Origin of the sequence: Rhizobium sp. 3T7 (assembly GCF_020166565.1) — a bacterium.
GTDB lineage: Bacteria > Pseudomonadota > Alphaproteobacteria > Rhizobiales > Rhizobiaceae > Rhizobium.
Genome location: NZ_JAIQXS010000010.1, coordinates 150,403 through 167,679, shown reverse-complemented (window position 1 = coordinate 167,679; position 17,277 = coordinate 150,403). Strand labels below are relative to the sequence as shown.

Genomic DNA, 17,277 nt, shown 5'->3' with positions numbered 1-17,277 from the left:
ACATCGTCCGGTTCATTCGCCCAGCGACCCCTCGCAATACGTCGTTCCGAGAAAGTCCGAGAACGATCGCGCATAGGCCGACCCGGCGTTCCCGCTCTCCTGGCAGAGCGACGCTAGCAGCGACGAGGCGTCGTGGTTTCCGTTCATGGCAAGCTCGAAGAACGCGCGCGCCGCCTTGTTTGCGTCGATACCGGCGACCTTGTCGAGGGCGGCGGTCCGTGGGTCGTACCACTTCGCCATCTCGATCTTGGCGATGGCGTTGCCGCGCTCGACCGACAGCGCCATCGCCTCCATGCCGATCGTCTTGTCGCCCTGTTCGTAGGCGTCCCGGCTTAGCTGTAGAAGGCCGTCCCCCGCAGCGTCGCCGCGCTTAAGCTTCTCGAAGCGTTCCGCAAGCGTCTCGGAATGCGTCAGTCCGGCGACGAGCGCGCCGAGCGGTCGGCGCTCGACAATGGCCGCAGCCGCCACGGCCGCAAGCACGACGACCGAGAGGGCCAGCCAAAGGCCTCTTCTGGACTGGCGCTGCTGTACGGCGGCCGCAACGGCCGTCTCCGTGAGGATCCGCGGTGGCGGCGGCTGAATCGTTTCGACGGCCGGTTGGAGAGCCTCGGGCGCGGGGAGGGACGCGACCGCGGGCTGCGACGAGACCCTGTCGATGACGGGGCTCTGTCGACGATTGCCGCCGACATGCGTGATGGATGGCCAGAAGGCGTGGCCGAATGCGGACGTACCGTTGATGTCTATCCGCACCTTGGCGTCGACCTGCACGTATGCGCAGACCTCGGGACCTGCTCGAAAGACGATCCAGCCGTCGGCCTGTGAGACGACCGTGACCGGAAGAGCGGCGGCTGGAGCCTGCCAGCCGTTTTCGCCCAGCCACGGAAGGTCCGGCGATCTCCTGGAAATCCCGATGTACGCTCCGGCGAGTTGCGGAGGCTTTCCTCGGAAGGTGATCAACGCCGAGCCTACGTTGTCGTCGTCTTCCACGACCTCGATCTGGAACTGCGTCATCTGGCGACCCCCGCTGGCTCGACCATAGCGAGTATCGCCCTCAGCTTCTCGTTCTGCTCGACGTTGACGACAAAGCCTTCGCCGGCCATCACGTTGTCGATGACGAGATGGTGGAAGGCGTACATCCATTCCGACAAGGCAAGATAGGCGAAGTTCTTCCGCTCCACCGGCAGCGCGTCGCAGTTTGCGTTGACGCCCCGTCGCGCGAAGACCGTGACGAGGCCGTCGTCGGTTCCGTCGGGAGCCTTCGGACGCTTCTCTTCGAGAACTTTGTCGAAGCCCAGCGTGCTGACGAATCGGTTGATGTTCGTGGTTGCGAAGAAGCCAGCCTTCTCGAGCAGGGTTCCGGCACTCTCCACGGAACTGGTGGAGATCGTGGCGAAGTCACGTGCGATCGCCTCCTCGAGTCCCGTGCGTCGCGCACCCAGGATCAGCTCGGCGACGAGTTCGCCCGCGAGCGCCTGAGTGAGGCCGATCGCCTGCAGCGCCTCGTCGTTCCTGACGAGGGAGAAGAGGCATTCCGTCCAATGCCGCATCGCCGACTTCGCCAAGTAGGCGCCCCGCGGCGCGCTTTTCGGGGCTGGCGCGGAGACCGAGGGCGTGGGCGCTCTGGCGGCCACCGCGGAGGGCGCCTTCTGCGTCCCCGGAATGGGCGGCCCTCCAGGAAGCGCAGGGCGCGGCGGCGCGCCACTTTCAGGTTTTGAAGCGGGAGCGGAATCCGTGTCCTTCTGTCGCTTCAGGCGGTTGCCGTAGTCGACGTGTAGGTGCTCGGCGATCGCGTTCTGGGAGATCTGCAGCATCCGGAGCGCGCTGCCGAACTGGTTTCTGCCCCAGCATTCAGACAGCCCCGAGAGGATCTCGCCCGAGACCACCTGCCTTTCCTCCAGGCGCTTGTCGATATCGCTGTCGACGAAGTAGGGTGACACCAGACGGCGGATCTCCGCCATGATGCCGTGCACCCGCTCTCGGATCTGCGCGCACTTCATCTCTGGACGGCACACCTTGGCGAGGTTCTCGGCGAGGTAGTTCACGCCGCCGTCGTTGAGCTTCATCGCCTCGTCGAAGGCCCGTCCCGGATCGCGGAAATGGCTTTGCACCTCCCCGACGTCAAGGCAGGCGGAGCGAAGCGCCGCCACCCGTTCGAGCTTGTCCGGCAGGATCTCGACCTCGCGGTCGCGGTCGTACCGGATCATGAACTCCGACTTGAAGTTGGGATTGCGAAGCCAGTAGGTGTTGTCGAACGGGCGGCCCGGCGTCCATTCGAACGGCCAGCGGTGCGCCTTTCCGAAGAACGAGGTCAGCGACGACCCCATGCGCGCCTGGAAACGGTCGGACAGGCTCTGGCCCTCCTGGCCCGCCTTTTCCGTGAAATGGGCGTCCATCATGGTCAGCACGAGGAAGAGGGCGGTCTCCACCTTGGCGCGGTCGGCCGGGGTCGCGCCATGCGACGTCTGGATCCAGCCGTCGATCATGTCCGGAAGCTCGACAACTTCCTGGTTCGAGGGCTTGATGCAGAGCAGCATGCTCGACAGCTCCTGCTCGGCGACATAGCGGTCGAAAAGATAGGCGACCTTGCCGCGGCGGAACATCTCCTTGACCATCTCCGGGTTATCTTCGACGAAGGCGGCCAGCTCGACCTTCTGGCGGCTTCGCGCGCCCGGAAAATCGAGGAGGTCGGTGTGCTCGAAAAACGGCCACGGCGAGTCGGATATGGTGATGCGCAGCTCAGCCGCGAGCGCCGTCACCACCGGCCGCGGCAATGGGACGAGGGGGCCGTTCATCGACCGGATTGGTAGCTCCTCCTGTCCGGGCATGCCAAGTCCGGCGAGGGTCTCGACGTCGATGATGCTCTTGTCGCGGGGAACCAGCGACTCGATCGGGCAATAGGCGTCCTTGGGAAAGCCGATCCTCTCGAGCGACGACGCAAGCTCCCGGTAAAGCTCCGTGAACTTCGGGATCGACCCCCAGAGGACCGAGAAGAGGTCGGCCCGGTCGGACACCGACAGTCTTGGCGCAAGCGTCGCGGCCTCCTCCCAGTAGGCGCTCAGCAGCTCGAGATTCCCAAGGCCCGCGAACTGCTTTTCGAAGTACTCCTGGATTTCCCAGACGTCCTCCTCGCTCATGCCGTCGCCCCGCCCCTGGGAGCCCGCTCGCGAACGGGCCTGATTGAGCGCCTCGAGCACGGTTTCCGACAGAAGCGGCGGGCGCTTCTTCGGGTCGCTGTCGAGATAGAAGCTGTTGCCAAGGATCTTGGCGACATCGCCTTCGCTCAGCATCCGGATGACGACGGGCGCACCCGGCGGCGAAGGCTCCGGACGGATCGAAAAGCGCGTCACAAGGCCGGTGGATTCGCGGTCTCCGCCCGGATTGATCTCGCGGATGAAGTCGACCTCGCGACCGAGATCGCCGAACTTCGCCATCAGCGGCGAGTTGCCATGTCGCGCCAGCACCGAGACGAGGTAGGATTTCCCCGCCTGGCTCGGACCGAAGACGCTGACGCACATGGGCCTGTCGATCGCCGCGAGCGCCTTTCGCGCGGAGACCACGGACTTCCGAAGCTGCTGCGTCACGCTTTTCTGGCCGACCCCCACGCGCTCGGCGTTCGCCGGGTCGCCGATCCACGCCAGCCCCTGCCTCGCCCCCTCCAGCGCGTCCCCGCAAAGCTTCTTCAATTCTGTCTTCATCGTCGCGTTCATCTCATTGGATCGAAAGTATGCCGGTATCGAGCCAGTATCCGTCGACGCTCTCGCTCGCGAGCGTGTCGAGCTTCAGCTCCATGAGCCGCTTGACCGGCGCGCCGTTGACGTCCTCGGCCTCCGCGATCACGAACTCCTCTCGGGTCAGTTCGCTGGAGAGCAGGGCTGTCTCGTTCGTCTCTCCTTCGTCCGGGGTCTGCGTGTTCCTGGCGATGGTCACGCGCACCGGCCGCGGGATTGTCTGCGCGGACCGCGACTGCCCGGCGGCCAGCTTGTAGAGCGGCGTCGCCACCCAGCGCTCGAGCGGTAGCTGCCGGTAGCCGATACGGACCGGGCTGTGGAAATCGAACTCGGCCTCCTCGTCGGACGTGCCAGACCTTGCGTCCAGGTCGATGTCGGAAAACAGCAGCTTCTCGCTCGGCAAGGTCGAGCTCGTCTCCATCATTCCGATGTACCGGGCCGTCGACTTCATCCGCAGGAGGTTCGAATAGAGAGTGAAGTTGGTGATCTGGCTCGCCGAAAGGGCGCAGAGCATCGCCCCCACGACCGCGGTGGTCTTCGGATCCTCGATGTGCGTGTTGCTCACCCCGCGGAAGGGATACCAGGTGCCGACGCGATAGTCCCGGATTGGGACGACGGCGTCGCTGCGGACGGCGAGCTTGTTCACGAAAAGCCCTATCATCTGCGGAAGCCGCATCGGCCTGCCGGTGAGGAGCACGACGTCGACATCGAGGTGACTGACCGCCTCGGAGATGTTGTCGAACACGCTGTCGAAGGTGGAGAGCACGCAGTCCTCGACCGCGACCGGATCGATGACGATGTCGCAGTCGCCGATTTTCAGCCGCGGCGCCGCGTCCTTCAGATAGTCGAGGATACGGGCGTCCACCGGGATGTCCCGCCCGACCTTCGCGGCGTCGTCCGCCTTGAAGAAGCTGAAGACGTTGCGCACCACGCTCGCCCGGCTCGTTGGCCTCATCTCCTCGCACTCGGAAAGAATGCCGATGGCGACGGGCTGGAGCACCTGCAGGACGAACTGGCGGCGAAGATGCTTTTCCTGCTCCGCCATGTTCGGATTGTCCCCGGCGAAGCGCGCCTTCAGGAAGTTCCTCGCGTCGTCGACGCCGGCCGCCGAGAGGTATTCCTCGAAGCGGGGGACGACGAGGCGCTCGATCACGGTCTTGAGGAGGTCGTCGCCCGCGATGCGGAAGCCTTCGCGGAAGTTCTGGTCCGGATAGATCGCGACGTTGTCGGTCTGGTAGTAGGTCGTCACCATCAGGTCGGTCGTCCCGCCGCCGACGTCTACGCTCGCGACCCGCAGGCACCGTTCGCCCGCAGGACCGCTCGCGGTTTTCGCGGCCGGGAGGCTGGCGGGGCGCGGACGTTCCTTGCCCGCCATCTCGAAGAGGCTTCGGATCGAGCCGCCGAGCTTCTGCACCGCCTCGCCGTAGAGGTAGACCAGATGGACGGAGCTTGCCTCGTCCCACGAGCAGTGTACGTCCGGGCGCTTGCTGTTGATGCCGCTGTCGCGCTCGTTCCAGCCGGCAAGCGACCACAGCAGCTTCACGGCCGCCTCCGCTCGCGACCTCAGGATGCGCTGTTCCTGCACGGGCGTCGCCGAGGGGATGGTCAGAATTATGCGCCTCAGTCTTCTCGGCGCGTCCTTGAGGCGGCGCTCGCGCCGCACGCCCGGATTGTTCATCATCGACATGGCCTGCGCGATGATCTCGACGAGCATGAACGTGAAGAAGGACGACTTGGAGAAGCAGAAGCGGCTGGCGGTCTCGAGGTCGGATTCCTTGATCTTCAGCTTGAACTGCTTCCTGTCGCTTTCTAGCTGCTCGAGCACGTCGCCGCGGTCGTTGACGAACCGGTACATGGACCGCTCGATCAGCGGAACGGCGTCGGAGCTGTCCGAATTGCGGAACCGCCACTCCTGAAGCACCGAGTCCGAACTCCAGAGGTAGCGCTTCGGCGACGAGATGCCGGTCGCGGCCTCCGTTCCTTCGGACTCCCCGCGCAGGCGCGACGCCTCCGGACCGATCCGCAGCAGGCTCGGCCAGAAGAAGGCCCGCGGCCGCCCCGAGCGCCGGGCGATGTCCTCCGATCCGAACTCGGCGGCGATCAGCTCGCACTGGCTCTCGAACGGGTCGCGATAGACGAGCTCCGGTTTCGACAGGTCGCGCAACTCGAGCACGAGGGAGTTGTTCAGGTCGACGCTGACGTCGTCCGGGAACGACTGGATGAGAAGTCCGCATGAACGGGAGTTGCCGATGTCGAGGACGAGATCGACGTCGATCGGTTGGACGGGCTTCGCGTCGCTTAGCGTGTCGACGAGGGTCACTTTCACCGACTTCACGATCATGCCGAGGAACTGCACGAAGGTGATGTAGCGCGCGAGGTGCTCGAATTGATACGGAAAGTCGTCGGGACGCAGCTCTCGCCCCTTCTTCTGCGCCTTTTTCGCTTCCTTGAGCACGTCGCGCAGCCAGTCGTCGACCCACTGCTGCACGTCGACCTCGCCATGCCCCGGCATGTCGATCTTGTGCGACAGGAAGGGGACAACCTCCGACATGCGGCTGACGAACCGGAAGCTCTCGGTGCGCATCGCATCCTCCGGCGAGGGGGCGAGGTAGGCCCGCCCCTGCTTGCGGGGGGCGAGCGTCGTGTCGAACGCGAAGATCGCACGGTGGCTGAACTCCTTGTCGCCGTGGGCGTTGCGGGTCTCCGTGACCCTAACCCGCACCCAGTCGTTCGGCCCCTGCGCGTAGATCTCGTTGCCGAGCGGATCGCGTCCCGGCTCGATCTTCAGGCAGGGAACTGGCACCCAGCGGTCGAGAAACGTCTGAAGCGCGAGCGACTTGTTGATCTCGTATTCGTCGACGTCGTCTGCGCTCGCCACATAGGGGCGCTCGCCGTCCGGCTCGTCGTCCTTCCAATTGGTGAGGAGGCGGACGAGGGTTCTACCGTTGTCATCGGTCTCCCCAGGAAGCTTCCGCTCGATAAAGGAGCGCGACAGCCTCGGCGTCGCCTCGAAGTTGAAGCCGAACTCCACGAACTGAATTCCGCTTTCGGGAACCAGCGTGAAGCCTTCACTGAAATCGGCGATGTTCGTCAGCATCTTTTCGCCCTGTCGTTTCCCCTGCCGTGATCGGCCACGCTCATGGAACATCGATTACCGCCACCGTCTGCGTGTTTTCGCCCTGGCCGGCTTCCTGGACGATCGAGCCGGGGTAGAGCTTGTACTTGTCCCCCTGCTGGACGATCACTTTGAACTCCACCCGGTCAGGCGCCGGCTTGTGAGCCTCGTAGTACTTCACATTCACCTTGTAGTGTCCCGGCTCGAGCTTTCCCTTGGCCGCCGTTATGTGTTCGACCGGGTTGTCGACGAGCGGCTTCGCCCCCTTCAAAAAGTTCGCGTCGAGGGAGGCCTTGGCGCCGCACGCGTCGACGCCGGCTCCCGCCTTCTCCGCGCCGCAGACCAGATAGAGATCCAGATCGTTCTTGTTGTCCCAGAACAGCGTGACGGAGGTCGCGGTGTCGTCCGGGGTCAGTCCGTGGTCGATGAGGGCCTGCCGGACCGCGTCCTTCGGAGCGACGACCGATGGCGGAACGCACTCCGAGACGAGCTTCCGGAGCTTCTCCTCGAGGGAGGCGACCTTTTCCGGGGCCGCGGAGAAACCTTCGTCGCCGCCTCCCGCGCCGACTTCTCGACAGTACGTGCCGCCGCCCCAGCCATAGACGACGGGGCCGCCGAATGGCAGCCGCACGCCGCAGGCCGGTATCAGAAGCCATGCAAGGGCGAGCCCGAGGGCAAGGGCCAGAAGCCAAAGAAGCTCCGCCATCAGCCAGCGCCATGGAACCGCTCGTCCGGGAGTGGGGCCGATCACGGCGACGGGCGCAGTTGCGTCCGGCTCGTAGGCGGAGGTCTCGACGGGCGGTCGATCCGGCAATTTCGGGGGCATCCAGACCTTCTTGCCGATCTGGTTTCTTCCCCCCTCGGACGCGTGCGACTCGTAGCCCCACCCGGTGACGACGATGGTCGCGTCGTTGGAAGAGACGTCGCCCGCCACCCAGAGATGCTCGTCTCCCGGATAGGTCACGGTATTGCGCAGGGCGGTGGCCGCCGCCCGTGAACTCGCGTCGCCACGCGCCTCCAGGGTCTCCGCCGAGGCTCGGATCTTCTCCGCATCGGCCGCCATGCGCTTGCGGTAGTAGTCCGCAAGCTCGGGCTGCAGCGACGTCAGCCACGTCAGAGGCTCGTCCGTCTCGGCGTACCAGTCGATCCCCGCACCGTCCTTGCGCTGCACGGGCTCGGCGAGCGAGAAGCAGAGCCGCCCTTTGAACTCCTTGTCGAGCATCGCCTGAAGGCGCTGGAGGGACCGCTCCGCCTGCGTCCCGACCGGCCTCATGCTCGTCAGCGTCGTCGTAGCGACAAACTGGCTCATTTACCGTCTCCGGCAGGTTTTTTTGCCGCGTCCTCGGCCGCCTGCTGGGACTTCTGGGCGGCATCGGGTGCCGCGGCGGCCGCGGGAGCGGGAATGCCCAGGGAGGCCTCCACCCAAGCGTCCTTCGCTTCGCACGCCGGCTTGGAGAGCGCCGTCTCGAACGCGCTCGCGCGCTTTGCGAGGTCGTCGCGGATTTTGTCCCAGCCCGCCTGCGCGGCCTGGTCTGGCGGTACGTTCCGCTCATAGATGAGGCTGCCCGGCCAGGCGACGTAGGCAAGCGCCGACGCGAAGATGGCGGAGAGGAGAAGGGGAGGCAGCAGCCGGACGCCGCCCGTCCGTTCGACGACCACCGTCTGCATGGGGGCCGGAGCTGCGGCCGGGGCGCGAGGCTGCGACGGCGGCGAGGCGCCAACGGCCTCCATGCCGCCCGTGATTCTCCAAGACTGCCCGGGAACGGCGGGCGAGACTCCGGACTTGAGATATGGCCCGATGGTCGCCTCGCTGTGTCGCGCGAATCCCGCCTGTGAGGCGACCACGCCGCGGGGCAGGACGCCCCAGTTGGTCAGGATCGCGTGCTCGCCGACCGCCATGATCGCCGATGCGTCGTAGATGTTGATCATCGCCGCGACTGTCTCGCCGATGTCGGCGTCCGCCAACGCCGGACGGAGCGCCGCCAGTCTGGAAGAGAGGTCGGCCTCGACGCGTGCGTTCATCGCGCGGTCGAGGGCGTCGAGAGGCTTTGGATCGTCGTCATATCCGCCGAACCAGGCGACGACCAAGCCGCCCGATCCCTGCGGCTTGACGTTGGGTTCGGCAAAGACGGACGAAGCCCCTTCGCCGCAAATGGCCTCGATGCGCCGAAAAAGGACGGCGCAGTTCTCCCAGACGGACAGCCCGTCCACATGAAGCACCTCGTCGGCGCCCACCTGCGTGGACCTGACGAAATGCACGTTCCCCATCCTTGCCATCCGAACTCCATCCCGCCGCGCCGGACGTCGGTCCGACGACCAGCAGCGCTATGGAACGGAGCCTAACGGGCCGGAAGACGGAAAACCTGCTCCAATTGGAGGAGGCGCCAACCTAAGATCAGACTTTTTGTTCGAAATTTCGGCCGCGGCGACGGCGAAACAACTGCGATCTATCTGAGCGATGCCTCGTACGCCTCCAGCGCGGCGACCGACTTCGGGCCGAACACACCGTTCTCGCCCCCGGTCGGAAACCCGTTGCGCGCAAGCGCAGCCTGAACGCGCGAAATAACGCCCGTGGGATAGGTGCCGCCACTAAGCTGGAACCATCCTGACTCCCGGTGCCGCCCGCGCTTCAGTACGTTCAAGATCCGCTGCGCCGCGGGCGCGTCAGCCTCCATGTAAGCGATAAAGAAGTCCCCTATCCCGTCACCGAGCGCGCGAGCCTGTTCGTAGTAGCGGCGCGCCTTCTTGCGGTCCGCCGGAACGCCGTTGCCGTGTTCGTACATCGCTCCGATCGAGATCAGACTGAAGGTGTCTTCGGGGTTATTTTTCAGGACCCCTCGGAGCAGGGACAAAGCTTTTCCAAAGTCCGTCCGGTAGGCCGGCTCATGGTCGGCCCCCACTCCGACTCTGTAGTGCTCGGCGAGGTCCAAGATCGCGCTCCTGCTTCCGAGAGCCACGGCCTGCTTGAGCCTTCTGGTCGACTCGTCGTAGCGCCTTGCCCAATGCAGGGACCGCCCGAGCTGATAGATGAGCCGTCGCTCCTGCGGAAACAGATCGGCCATCGCTTGACACTCGGCAACTGCCTCGGTTGCGTTCTTTTTCAGATCGACGTCATGTACACCCCACACGCCCTTAGGGTTGTCGTCGCTTCCACCGCCGGCGGCGAGTTCGTCGCATCGCGTGACGCAGGCGTTCATCTTGCGGAGGGTCGCCGCCTTCAGCAGGTCGAACATCGCGCCATTCGAGGAGACCTGCAGCGGGAGCTTGTCGTCCGCGTCCATTCCGCAGGCGTCCGCGCCCATGGCGAGCAAGGATTCCGCCGCCTTCACGTCGTTCCCCGCAACCGCCAGGAGGAGCGGCGTGCTCCCCTGTGCGCCCCTCGCGTTTGGGTCTGCCCCGGCCTCGAGCGCCGCGTCGACGGCCCCAGCGTCCCGCGAGGAGACGGCCGCAAAGAGGCTGTCCGTCGTTTCCTGTGCGAACACATCGTCGGCAGCCGCAGCGGTCGCGAGAGCGACGGCCAACCCTACAAGAAGAACGATGCCTCTGCTTTCCCGCGTCAAGCGGAACCCCCATTCTGAAACCGAAGTCAGCATAGTTGAGCGCCCGGCGGGCGGCCTCCTCCAATTGGAGCAGGAGGTCGCCAGCGTTTTCTGCGATTGCTTGGTCTCCGCTGGCGTCAGCGCGCCAACGCGGATCTGAAAAGGGGGTTACCATGAAGAACGCAAAAACTATTCGAATAGTCGTCCTGGCGGCGGCTATCGGCCTTTCGGCAACGCAGGCCTTCTCCCAGGACGTATGCTCCGACAGCTACCTTGCGCAGCAGATACAGCCCGAAGCGGACAAGATGAACGCCTTGAACGGAGCTGGAGAATGCCAGATCGCAAGGGCCGGCATCAAGTTCTATTCGAAGAGCATCAAGCTCGTGAACAAGTGCCTGACCATTCAGTCGCTGCGCGAATACAAGACCACGCTGCAGGGGCTGCTGCAACAGGCGAAGGACATGGAGGCCTCATTTTGCGGGTGACCATGATCCTTCGAAATCCTAATGGCCGGGCACGTGCCTGCTCGGCCATTATCCATGTTTAACGCGGCCCACATGAGGATCTCCAGATGTTCACGACCTGCGCAAGTCCTGACGGCCGTCGTCTATTGCTTGGCGGTCGAGACGTCCGCCGCCGCGTGCGATTTCGAGAAGGCCGTCGGGCAGTGCACCGCCACGATAAGAATCCTGGAGGCGGGCGGCGAGAAACCTAAGTTTACCGCCAAAGTCGACGTGACCAGTTCGGCACAGGCCTGCTCGAAGGTGTCGGTCGTGTTCGCGAACACGCCGTGGACATTCTTCATCCGATCCGGCGGAAGGCAGACTGGGACGATCCAGACGCCGAACGCCGTGCGCGATGACACCACGAAGATCGTCGAGTGCGCGACCTACGCGGGCGATGTCAAGGCCAACGCGTCGACGACGGCCGCAAGCATGCCGTCGGATCCGTTCAACGTGACGGGCCTTTGGAGGGAGAGCGACGAGATGATGTTCGAACTCTTTGAGAAGGACGGCAAGATCGCCGGAATGGAGATGCTGAATTTCCAAGGGGACACCCCTGGATACTATCGTATAGCCGGAACGCGACAGGGCAAGAAGCTCACGCTCACCGCCTACATCTCCGACGAACCTTCGACCTTCGGCTTTGTTCTCAAGGACGCGAACACAATGGAAAGGGTGAAGAAACCGGGTGCGAGCGGCCATGTCGTCTACGCCAGGAACCCGTCCGTGAAGCTCGCCAACCGCCCGGAACCGGTCAACGGTCTTTGGGATACTCTCGACCGGAAGCTACGGTTCAACCTGACCGAACGGGATGGAAAGATCACCGGGTTCGGATCGTCGACGGGCGTATGGCCGGAACTTATGGAAGGACACAGGGCGATGTCCGACTTCGACTTGAGAGTGGAGGGGACCCGCGACAATGACAAGGTGACGCTGAACGTGACCGACCGCACGGGCGCGCCGACATCGACGGAGTATGAAATGCGCGACGGCCACTCGCTATGGGCGGAGGATTTCCCGCAGCTTGTGCGGTTCCGCGACTAGAGATTAGCCCCGGCAACGTCTCCTGCCCGAAAGTCTTTACGGCTTCGCCACGACCGCATCGACCGACTTCTCGTCCGGATCACCTCCCACTACACGCTCGAAGCCAGAGTCCTGCTTCTTGACGACGTTCCAGCTTTCCCCCGTCTGCAACTGCGTGTAGACGCCCCGCCCAAAGGGCTTGCCTTCGGAAAACTCCCCCTCGAAACGGTAGAGCCGCGTCTCTAATGTTCCCCGGCCGCTCGCCATGCAGCGGATCGCAAAGCCGTAGTCGCAGCTTCCGGTATATGTCGTCCCATCCGCTTCCAGGCTCCTCGTCCGATAGCCCCCCTTGTCGGCGGAGACGATCTCCCATTCCGGGATCTTTGGATCGTAGAAGGCGGCGAAGGTCCGCAGGGCGCGTTTCCCCCGACCCTGGACGTCGGCGACGATGCACGACCATGACGACGCCTCGTCGTCGTGCAGGCACGCCAGCTCGAAGTAGCGGCCCTCCTGAAACCGCGGATCCGGCCCCGCGAAGCCGTAGAACATAGGCATCACCGCCGACCGCCCCATTGCGCCGACCATCGCCGCGTACCCCTGGCCGGGCGGGCCGGCGGCGACAGCCTCCGCGTCTGCGGAGGCGAGCCACGGGATGTCGCGCACAAATCTCACATAGGTATCGTCGCGCTCCGGAACGAAGTCGAAGTTAAGTTCCGGCCCAGCGCTCATGTGCTGACCCGCGACCAGGAGCGCCTTCGTCTCCAGAATGAAGAGCGGGTCGCCGAGGTCCGGGTTCGCCGCAGCCACACGGGCAAGGGGAGCGTCTATCTTGCCGCAATATAGAACGGTTGCAGCCCGCTCGGCGGCATAGGCGGCCGCCGATCGGGCCGCCGCCAGCGCGTCGTACCAACTCCAGGACTTCCCGGAACGGAGCGTTGGAAAATACTCGGAGGACATCGCGACGGCGTAGTCCGCTCTGACCTTGGGCACGAACTTTTCCGACGAGGCCCCGGTCTTGACGATCGCGCAGACCCTGTCGAAGCTGATCGTCAAGCTGGCCTTGAGCGCCGCGGTCGACAACAGCGTCTCGAGGTCGATATCCGACGGCGCGTCGTAAGAGTCGTCTGCGGAGTGACTATGGGCAAGAGCCACGTGCGCGGCCCCGCACCCGGTCTCTTCGTTCTTCAGCATCACGAAAGACTTCTCGCCCTCCTGGATCTCTCCGGTCGTCCATTCCCTGCCGACGGTGGGGTCGTCGGCGACGTTCCATGCTCCTTGCACCTTGTACGGCATCGGGGAGCCGACCACGACGTCGAGGCATGCCGCATGCTCCCTGTCGGTGCTCCGCTGGAGGGCGTAGAGATCGCGCAGCATTCTCGTCCACGATTTCGGCAACACTATCTCGGCGGGAGCGTCACCCGGCGTGGCGGGCGTCCAGAGACCGCTCAGGATCATCTCCGACTGTGACCATGGCCCCGCCGCTCCAAGCCTCAAGGACACAACGAGAGCCGCCACGCCGACGACCGCCACGCCGATCCACAATGGACGACGAGATTTCCTCAACCGGGCAAAAACCACGCGTCAACCCCTCTAGACGCGGCCGCTCGTGAATGCAGCTTCGCGCACCCTATTCATAGGCCTCCTGCCCGTAATTCTCCTCCTCCAACTGGGGGAGGGCGTCGAGCTTGAGCGGTTCTAGACAGTAGTTGGGACGAAGGGGATGGAACTGCCCATCCTGCTCGCTGTTGCGGCGACCTGCGCCTGGTCTCCTGGCGGGGCCGGGTTTGTGGAAATCACCGATGCCGTAATCGCTGGACGGTCTGGAAGGTGAGAATTGGTTGCTGCCCTATCTGATGTCAGGTGGCAGCAGGCTATCTGTTGGGATGCTCAAACGCACCATTAGTCCCTCAGAGGTCCATTCCTTTGAAAACCCGGCCTTGAGCTGCTGCACCGTGCTTGCATAGTCGGGGAAGAGAGGCGAAGAGCCCCCAATGAAGGGCTGGTAGGTCAGCATCGAGCGGTGGGTCGGGGCGTGGGCATCACCCGTCAGCCTTATGCTCGCGGTCGCTACCGCTTGGCTGGCGTTTCGAATATTCCGTGCAAGATCGCCTGATTGATGCCGCCGCTTATGGAAGCTGCCGAGGGGTCGTCAGTTATCAGGCCCCAAACGGGCGGCGGCGGATGCGAACACGGAAGTTCGCGCCATGCTCGTCTCATTCGGGAAGGCCCGCCGTTCTAAATCCCTCAAGGATCATGGCCACCGCCGCCGGGTCTTTGAATGCAAGTACTTTCTGCAGCTTAGAGACGGTAATCCCGGGCGACAGTTCCGTCATTTTGGCAACGGCTGCCCTCGCGTCTTCGAGGCGGCCGACTTGAACAAAGGCGGGAACGAGAAGCCAATATGTGGTGTCCCAGTCCGCGTAAAGGCTAGCGGATCGCCTGCCCATTTCGATGGCTTGTAAAGGGCGACCGCTCAACAAGTGACCGAATCCTGCATTGGTCAAATAGAGGTAGAAGCTCGGGTCCAAAGGATTCAACGCCATTGCCCGCTCGGCATGGACCAACGCTTCCTCAGGGTCACCGGCCAGCATCAACACGACGCTGGACTGAAGCGCAACGAACCCCGAACCCGGATTGAGACGGAGTGCTCTCTTTGCCGCATCGAGGCCAGCGTTATAATCCCCCGCGACCCTGACGAGAACAATTCCGGAGATGGCAAGGACCGTGGCATCATCACCACCGATGTTAAGCGCCTGTCGGGCAAGCGCGATAGCCCGTCCGGCATCATCCTTTCCCGCCGGTGGCCAGCCCCGTGTCGCCCTTTGCTCAAGGCACCAGGCGGCAAAGGCAACTGCCAGCGCGAACGACGGATCGAGATCGATTGCCTTCAGCAGCAGCATCAATGCCTCGAGATTTTCATCGGGCTTAAAGGCATCGACATGGGACAGTGCGCGAATGTAGTGGTCGTAGGCGTTTAGGTTTTCGATGCGCTTGCGCCGGACGCGTTCGATTTCAGCTTTGCGGATGGTGGGCTCGATTGCGCCAACAACGCGCTCCGTGATCTTGTCTTGAACATCGAAGACATCCTCCAGGCTGCCGTCAAAGCGGTCGGCCCAGAGGTGGCCTCCCGTCACAGCGTCAATCAATTGTCCCGTGATGCGCAAGCGTGGCCCCGATCTACGCACACTCCCTTCAAGGACGTAGCGCACGCCAAGCTCGGCGGCAGCCTGCCGTACATCGATGGCTCGGCCCTTATAGACAAAGCTCGAATTCCGGGCGATGACGAAAAGCTGGTTGAACCTCGACAGAGCCGTCGTAATCTCTTCAACCATGCCGTCGGCAAAATAGTCCTGTTCGGGATCGCCCGACATGTTCGCAAAGGGCAATACCGCGATCGAGGGCTTGTCGGGCAACGTCGGAAGCGAGTCGGTGGCTTTCAGGCCAATTGCGGGCGTCGGCGACGTCGTTACCGCTGCAGCATCTAGTGAGTAGATTCGAACCGGGTCGGCGATGTTCTTGAGTTTAACATAGCCCAAATCCCGCACAGGAAGCCCAACCCGTCCTTTCACCTGGCGATAGGCGTCTTCCGACAGGCATATTGCGCCAGGTGCGGCGGCGGCCTCCAAACGGGCCGCTATATTCACGCCGTCACCCATGAGATCGCCATCGCGTTCCTCAACGACGTCGCCCAGGTGGACTCCAACGCGGAACACGATCTGCCGGTCGGCCGGTACACCTGCGTTGCGCTCGACCATCGATTCTTGGATCTCGATCGCGCAGCGAACAGCATCGACGACGCTGCGGAAATCGACAAGAACACCGTCGCCGGTCCGCTTCACAACGCGTCCGCCATGAACTGCAATCGTCGGATCAATCAGATCGCTGTGCAACGCGCGCAGGCGCGCCAGGGTACGGTCCTCGTCCGCACCAGCGAGTCGACTGAACCCCACCACATCAGCGGCAAGGATAGCGGCAAGCTTCCTCTGTCCGATCATCGCGACGCCTCTCCGGCGTGAAACGTACCACGGACCGGTTGATTTACGCATGCTTCTTTGTGGCTGCCCGAGCATCGCGTGGTGGACGAAGTTCCGATCGTTCTGCACCGGTCCCATCAACGTTCTCGCAAACACGATCCTGCGCGGCGTGATCACGTTTTCGAACGCAGCGAATTGGCGTCTCTGTCAGCCGCGTTGCCCGACGTATGTTGTGCGCGCAATTGGCGCAATTCGGGAGTCAAGCGAACTTCCGATAACGGGCCCAATTCGGTCTTTCATCCAAGCCGAACCAATAACCACAATTGGCGCATCTGTGCCATGGCGGCAGTCGGCCCTAATCGGGCAGCCTACGCGAGTTGTATTTGACTGCTCCCTGGGGTTTCATGCGGCAAGCATCCGTTTTCTGCCTGCAGCAAAATTCCGATGTCCCCTGCCTGCAACAGCCATCGTATGGGAGGCTAACCAGTATGAAAGATGTCGTCGCGTTGGTTACGGGCGCAAGCCGCGGTGTCGGCCGCGGGATTGCGCTGTCGCTGCTCGCCGAGGGAGCCACGGTCCACGTTACCGGCAGGACCCGTTCCGAAGCGGAAGCAAGCCTGGGAGGTAAAGGCGCGGGATCGCTGGAGGGGCTTGCGCTTGAGGCTGCGGCATTATCCGGACGACTAGTCGTTCATCATTGCGACCACAGCAACGACGCCGAAACCGAGCGCGTGGCTGAAGAGATCAGGGCGGCCAACAGGCTGGACATTCTGGTGAACAATGCATGGCCCGGCTACGAAAACATGGTCGAGGATGGCGATTTTACCTGGCCGCGCCCTTTCTGGGAGCAGCCCGTCTGGCGGTGGGACGCAATGATCGGCACCGCCCTGAGGGCGGCTTTCATGATGTCGCGCGCAGTGGCGCCGACGATGATCTCGACGCAGCGCGGTCTGATCGTCAATATTTCATTCTGGGCAGCTCAATTCTACGACGGCAACGCGATCTACGGCATGGCCAAAGCCGCCGCCGACAAGATGGCCGCGGACTTCGCACATGAATTGCGTCCACATAAAGTCGCCGCCGTCGCACTCTATCCCGGGCTGGTACGCACCGAAGCCGTCATGCAGAACGCCGAATATTTCGACTTGTCCAACTCCGAGTCCCCGAGGTTCATCGGCCATGTCATCGCCGGACTTTGGCGGGACCCTGCGCTGATGTCGAAATCCGGGCGTGTCCTGGTCGCGGCAGAGCTGGGTCGGGAGTATGACATTGCCGACGTCGACGGCTACAGACCTGTTCCCCTCAGCGCGGCGGACTTTGTGAAAAGCTGAATTCCTGTCGGTCTTTTCAACGACCCGGTTAGTCGGCTGATCTTTCAAACAGTTCGTGGAAAAC

General features: G+C 63.5%; 11 protein-coding genes. 3 read left to right on the top strand and 8 right to left on the bottom strand.

Going from position 1 to position 17,277, the window contains the following annotated elements:
* Positions 1 to 12: 12 nt before the first annotated feature.
* From K9B32_RS16425 to K9B32_RS16400, 6 genes are all read right to left on the bottom strand, one after another.
* A complete protein-coding gene (locus K9B32_RS16425) occupies positions 13 to 1,011 on the bottom strand; it encodes a hypothetical protein (RefSeq protein ID WP_224563943.1) in 999 nt (332 codons plus the stop codon).
* Positions 1,008 to 3,695 (bottom strand): virulence factor SrfC family protein, encoded by a 2,688-nt coding sequence (locus K9B32_RS16420; RefSeq protein WP_224563940.1) that lies wholly within the window; start codon positions 3,693 to 3,695, stop codon positions 1,008 to 1,010. The genes K9B32_RS16425 and K9B32_RS16420 overlap by 4 nt, the downstream gene beginning before the upstream one ends.
* 13 nt (positions 3,696 to 3,708) lie before the next feature.
* Positions 3,709 to 6,825: a virulence factor SrfB gene (locus K9B32_RS16415; protein WP_224563937.1), complete on the bottom strand. Its 3,117-nt coding sequence runs from the start codon at positions 6,823 to 6,825 to the stop codon at positions 3,709 to 3,711.
* 40 nt (positions 6,826 to 6,865) lie between these two features.
* A complete protein-coding gene (locus tag K9B32_RS16410) occupies positions 6,866 to 8,152 on the bottom strand; it encodes a hypothetical protein (protein WP_224563934.1) in 1,287 nt (428 codons plus the stop codon).
* Positions 8,149 to 9,111 (bottom strand): hypothetical protein, encoded by a 963-nt coding sequence (locus K9B32_RS16405; RefSeq protein ID WP_224563932.1) that lies wholly within the window; start codon positions 9,109 to 9,111, stop codon positions 8,149 to 8,151. The genes K9B32_RS16410 and K9B32_RS16405 overlap by 4 nt, the downstream gene beginning before the upstream one ends.
* A 179-nt stretch (positions 9,112 to 9,290) precedes the next feature.
* A complete protein-coding gene (locus tag K9B32_RS16400) occupies positions 9,291 to 10,403 on the bottom strand; it encodes an ankyrin repeat domain-containing protein (protein WP_224563929.1) in 1,113 nt (370 codons plus the stop codon).
* Between the two features lie 152 nt (positions 10,404 to 10,555).
* Here K9B32_RS16400 and K9B32_RS16395 point away from each other — a divergent pair, with 152 nt between their 5' ends.
* Both K9B32_RS16395 and K9B32_RS16390 read left to right on the top strand, forming a co-directional pair.
* Positions 10,556 to 10,867, top strand: a complete 312-nt coding sequence (locus K9B32_RS16395) for a hypothetical protein (RefSeq protein WP_224563926.1) — start codon at positions 10,556 to 10,558, stop codon at positions 10,865 to 10,867.
* A gap of 72 nt (positions 10,868 to 10,939) precedes the next feature.
* On the top strand, positions 10,940 to 11,929 hold the full coding sequence (locus K9B32_RS16390) for a hypothetical protein (RefSeq protein ID WP_224563923.1): 990 nt from the start codon (positions 10,940 to 10,942) through the stop codon (positions 11,927 to 11,929).
* A gap of 36 nt (positions 11,930 to 11,965) precedes the next feature.
* On the opposite strand, the gene K9B32_RS16385 is transcribed toward K9B32_RS16390, so the two are convergent.
* Positions 11,966 to 13,486, bottom strand: a complete 1,521-nt coding sequence (locus K9B32_RS16385; protein WP_224563920.1) for a hypothetical protein — start codon at positions 13,484 to 13,486, stop codon at positions 11,966 to 11,968.
* Positions 13,487 to 14,121: 635 nt separating this feature from the next.
* Positions 14,122 to 15,903 carry an adenylate/guanylate cyclase domain-containing protein gene (locus K9B32_RS16380; protein ID WP_224563917.1) on the bottom strand — a complete coding sequence of 594 codons (1,782 nt, stop codon included), beginning with the start codon at positions 15,901 to 15,903 and terminating at the stop codon, positions 14,122 to 14,124.
* A gap of 467 nt (positions 15,904 to 16,370) precedes the next feature.
* Between K9B32_RS16380 and K9B32_RS16375 the strand changes: the two genes are divergently transcribed.
* Complete coding sequence (locus K9B32_RS16375; RefSeq protein WP_224563914.1) at positions 16,371 to 17,213, top strand: SDR family NAD(P)-dependent oxidoreductase; 843 nt, start codon at positions 16,371 to 16,373, stop codon at positions 17,211 to 17,213.
* Positions 17,214 to 17,277: the final 64 nt, after the last annotated feature.

Excerpts from the sequence above, each read along its gene's own strand:
- K9B32_RS16375 (WP_224563914.1), top strand. The coding sequence starts at position 16,371 with ATGAAAGATGTCGTCGCGTTGGTTACGGGCGCAAGCCGCGGTGTCGGC.
- K9B32_RS16415 (WP_224563937.1), bottom strand. The coding sequence starts at position 6,825 with ATGCTGACGAACATCGCCGATTTCAGTGAAGGCTTCACGCTGGTTCCC.
- K9B32_RS16405 (WP_224563932.1), bottom strand. The coding sequence starts at position 9,111 with ATGGGGAACGTGCATTTCGTCAGGTCCACGCAGGTGGGCGCCGACGAG.
- K9B32_RS16395 (WP_224563926.1), top strand. The coding sequence starts at position 10,556 with ATGAAGAACGCAAAAACTATTCGAATAGTCGTCCTGGCGGCGGCTATC.
- K9B32_RS16410 (WP_224563934.1), bottom strand. The coding sequence starts at position 8,152 with ATGAGCCAGTTTGTCGCTACGACGACGCTGACGAGCATGAGGCCGGTC.
- K9B32_RS16425 (WP_224563943.1), bottom strand. The coding sequence starts at position 1,011 with ATGACGCAGTTCCAGATCGAGGTCGTGGAAGACGACGACAACGTAGGC.
- K9B32_RS16390 (WP_224563923.1), top strand. The coding sequence starts at position 10,940 with ATGAGGATCTCCAGATGTTCACGACCTGCGCAAGTCCTGACGGCCGTC.
- K9B32_RS16380 (WP_224563917.1), bottom strand. The coding sequence starts at position 15,903 with ATGATCGGACAGAGGAAGCTTGCCGCTATCCTTGCCGCTGATGTGGTG.
- K9B32_RS16420 (WP_224563940.1), bottom strand. The coding sequence starts at position 3,695 with ATGAAGACAGAATTGAAGAAGCTTTGCGGGGACGCGCTGGAGGGGGCG.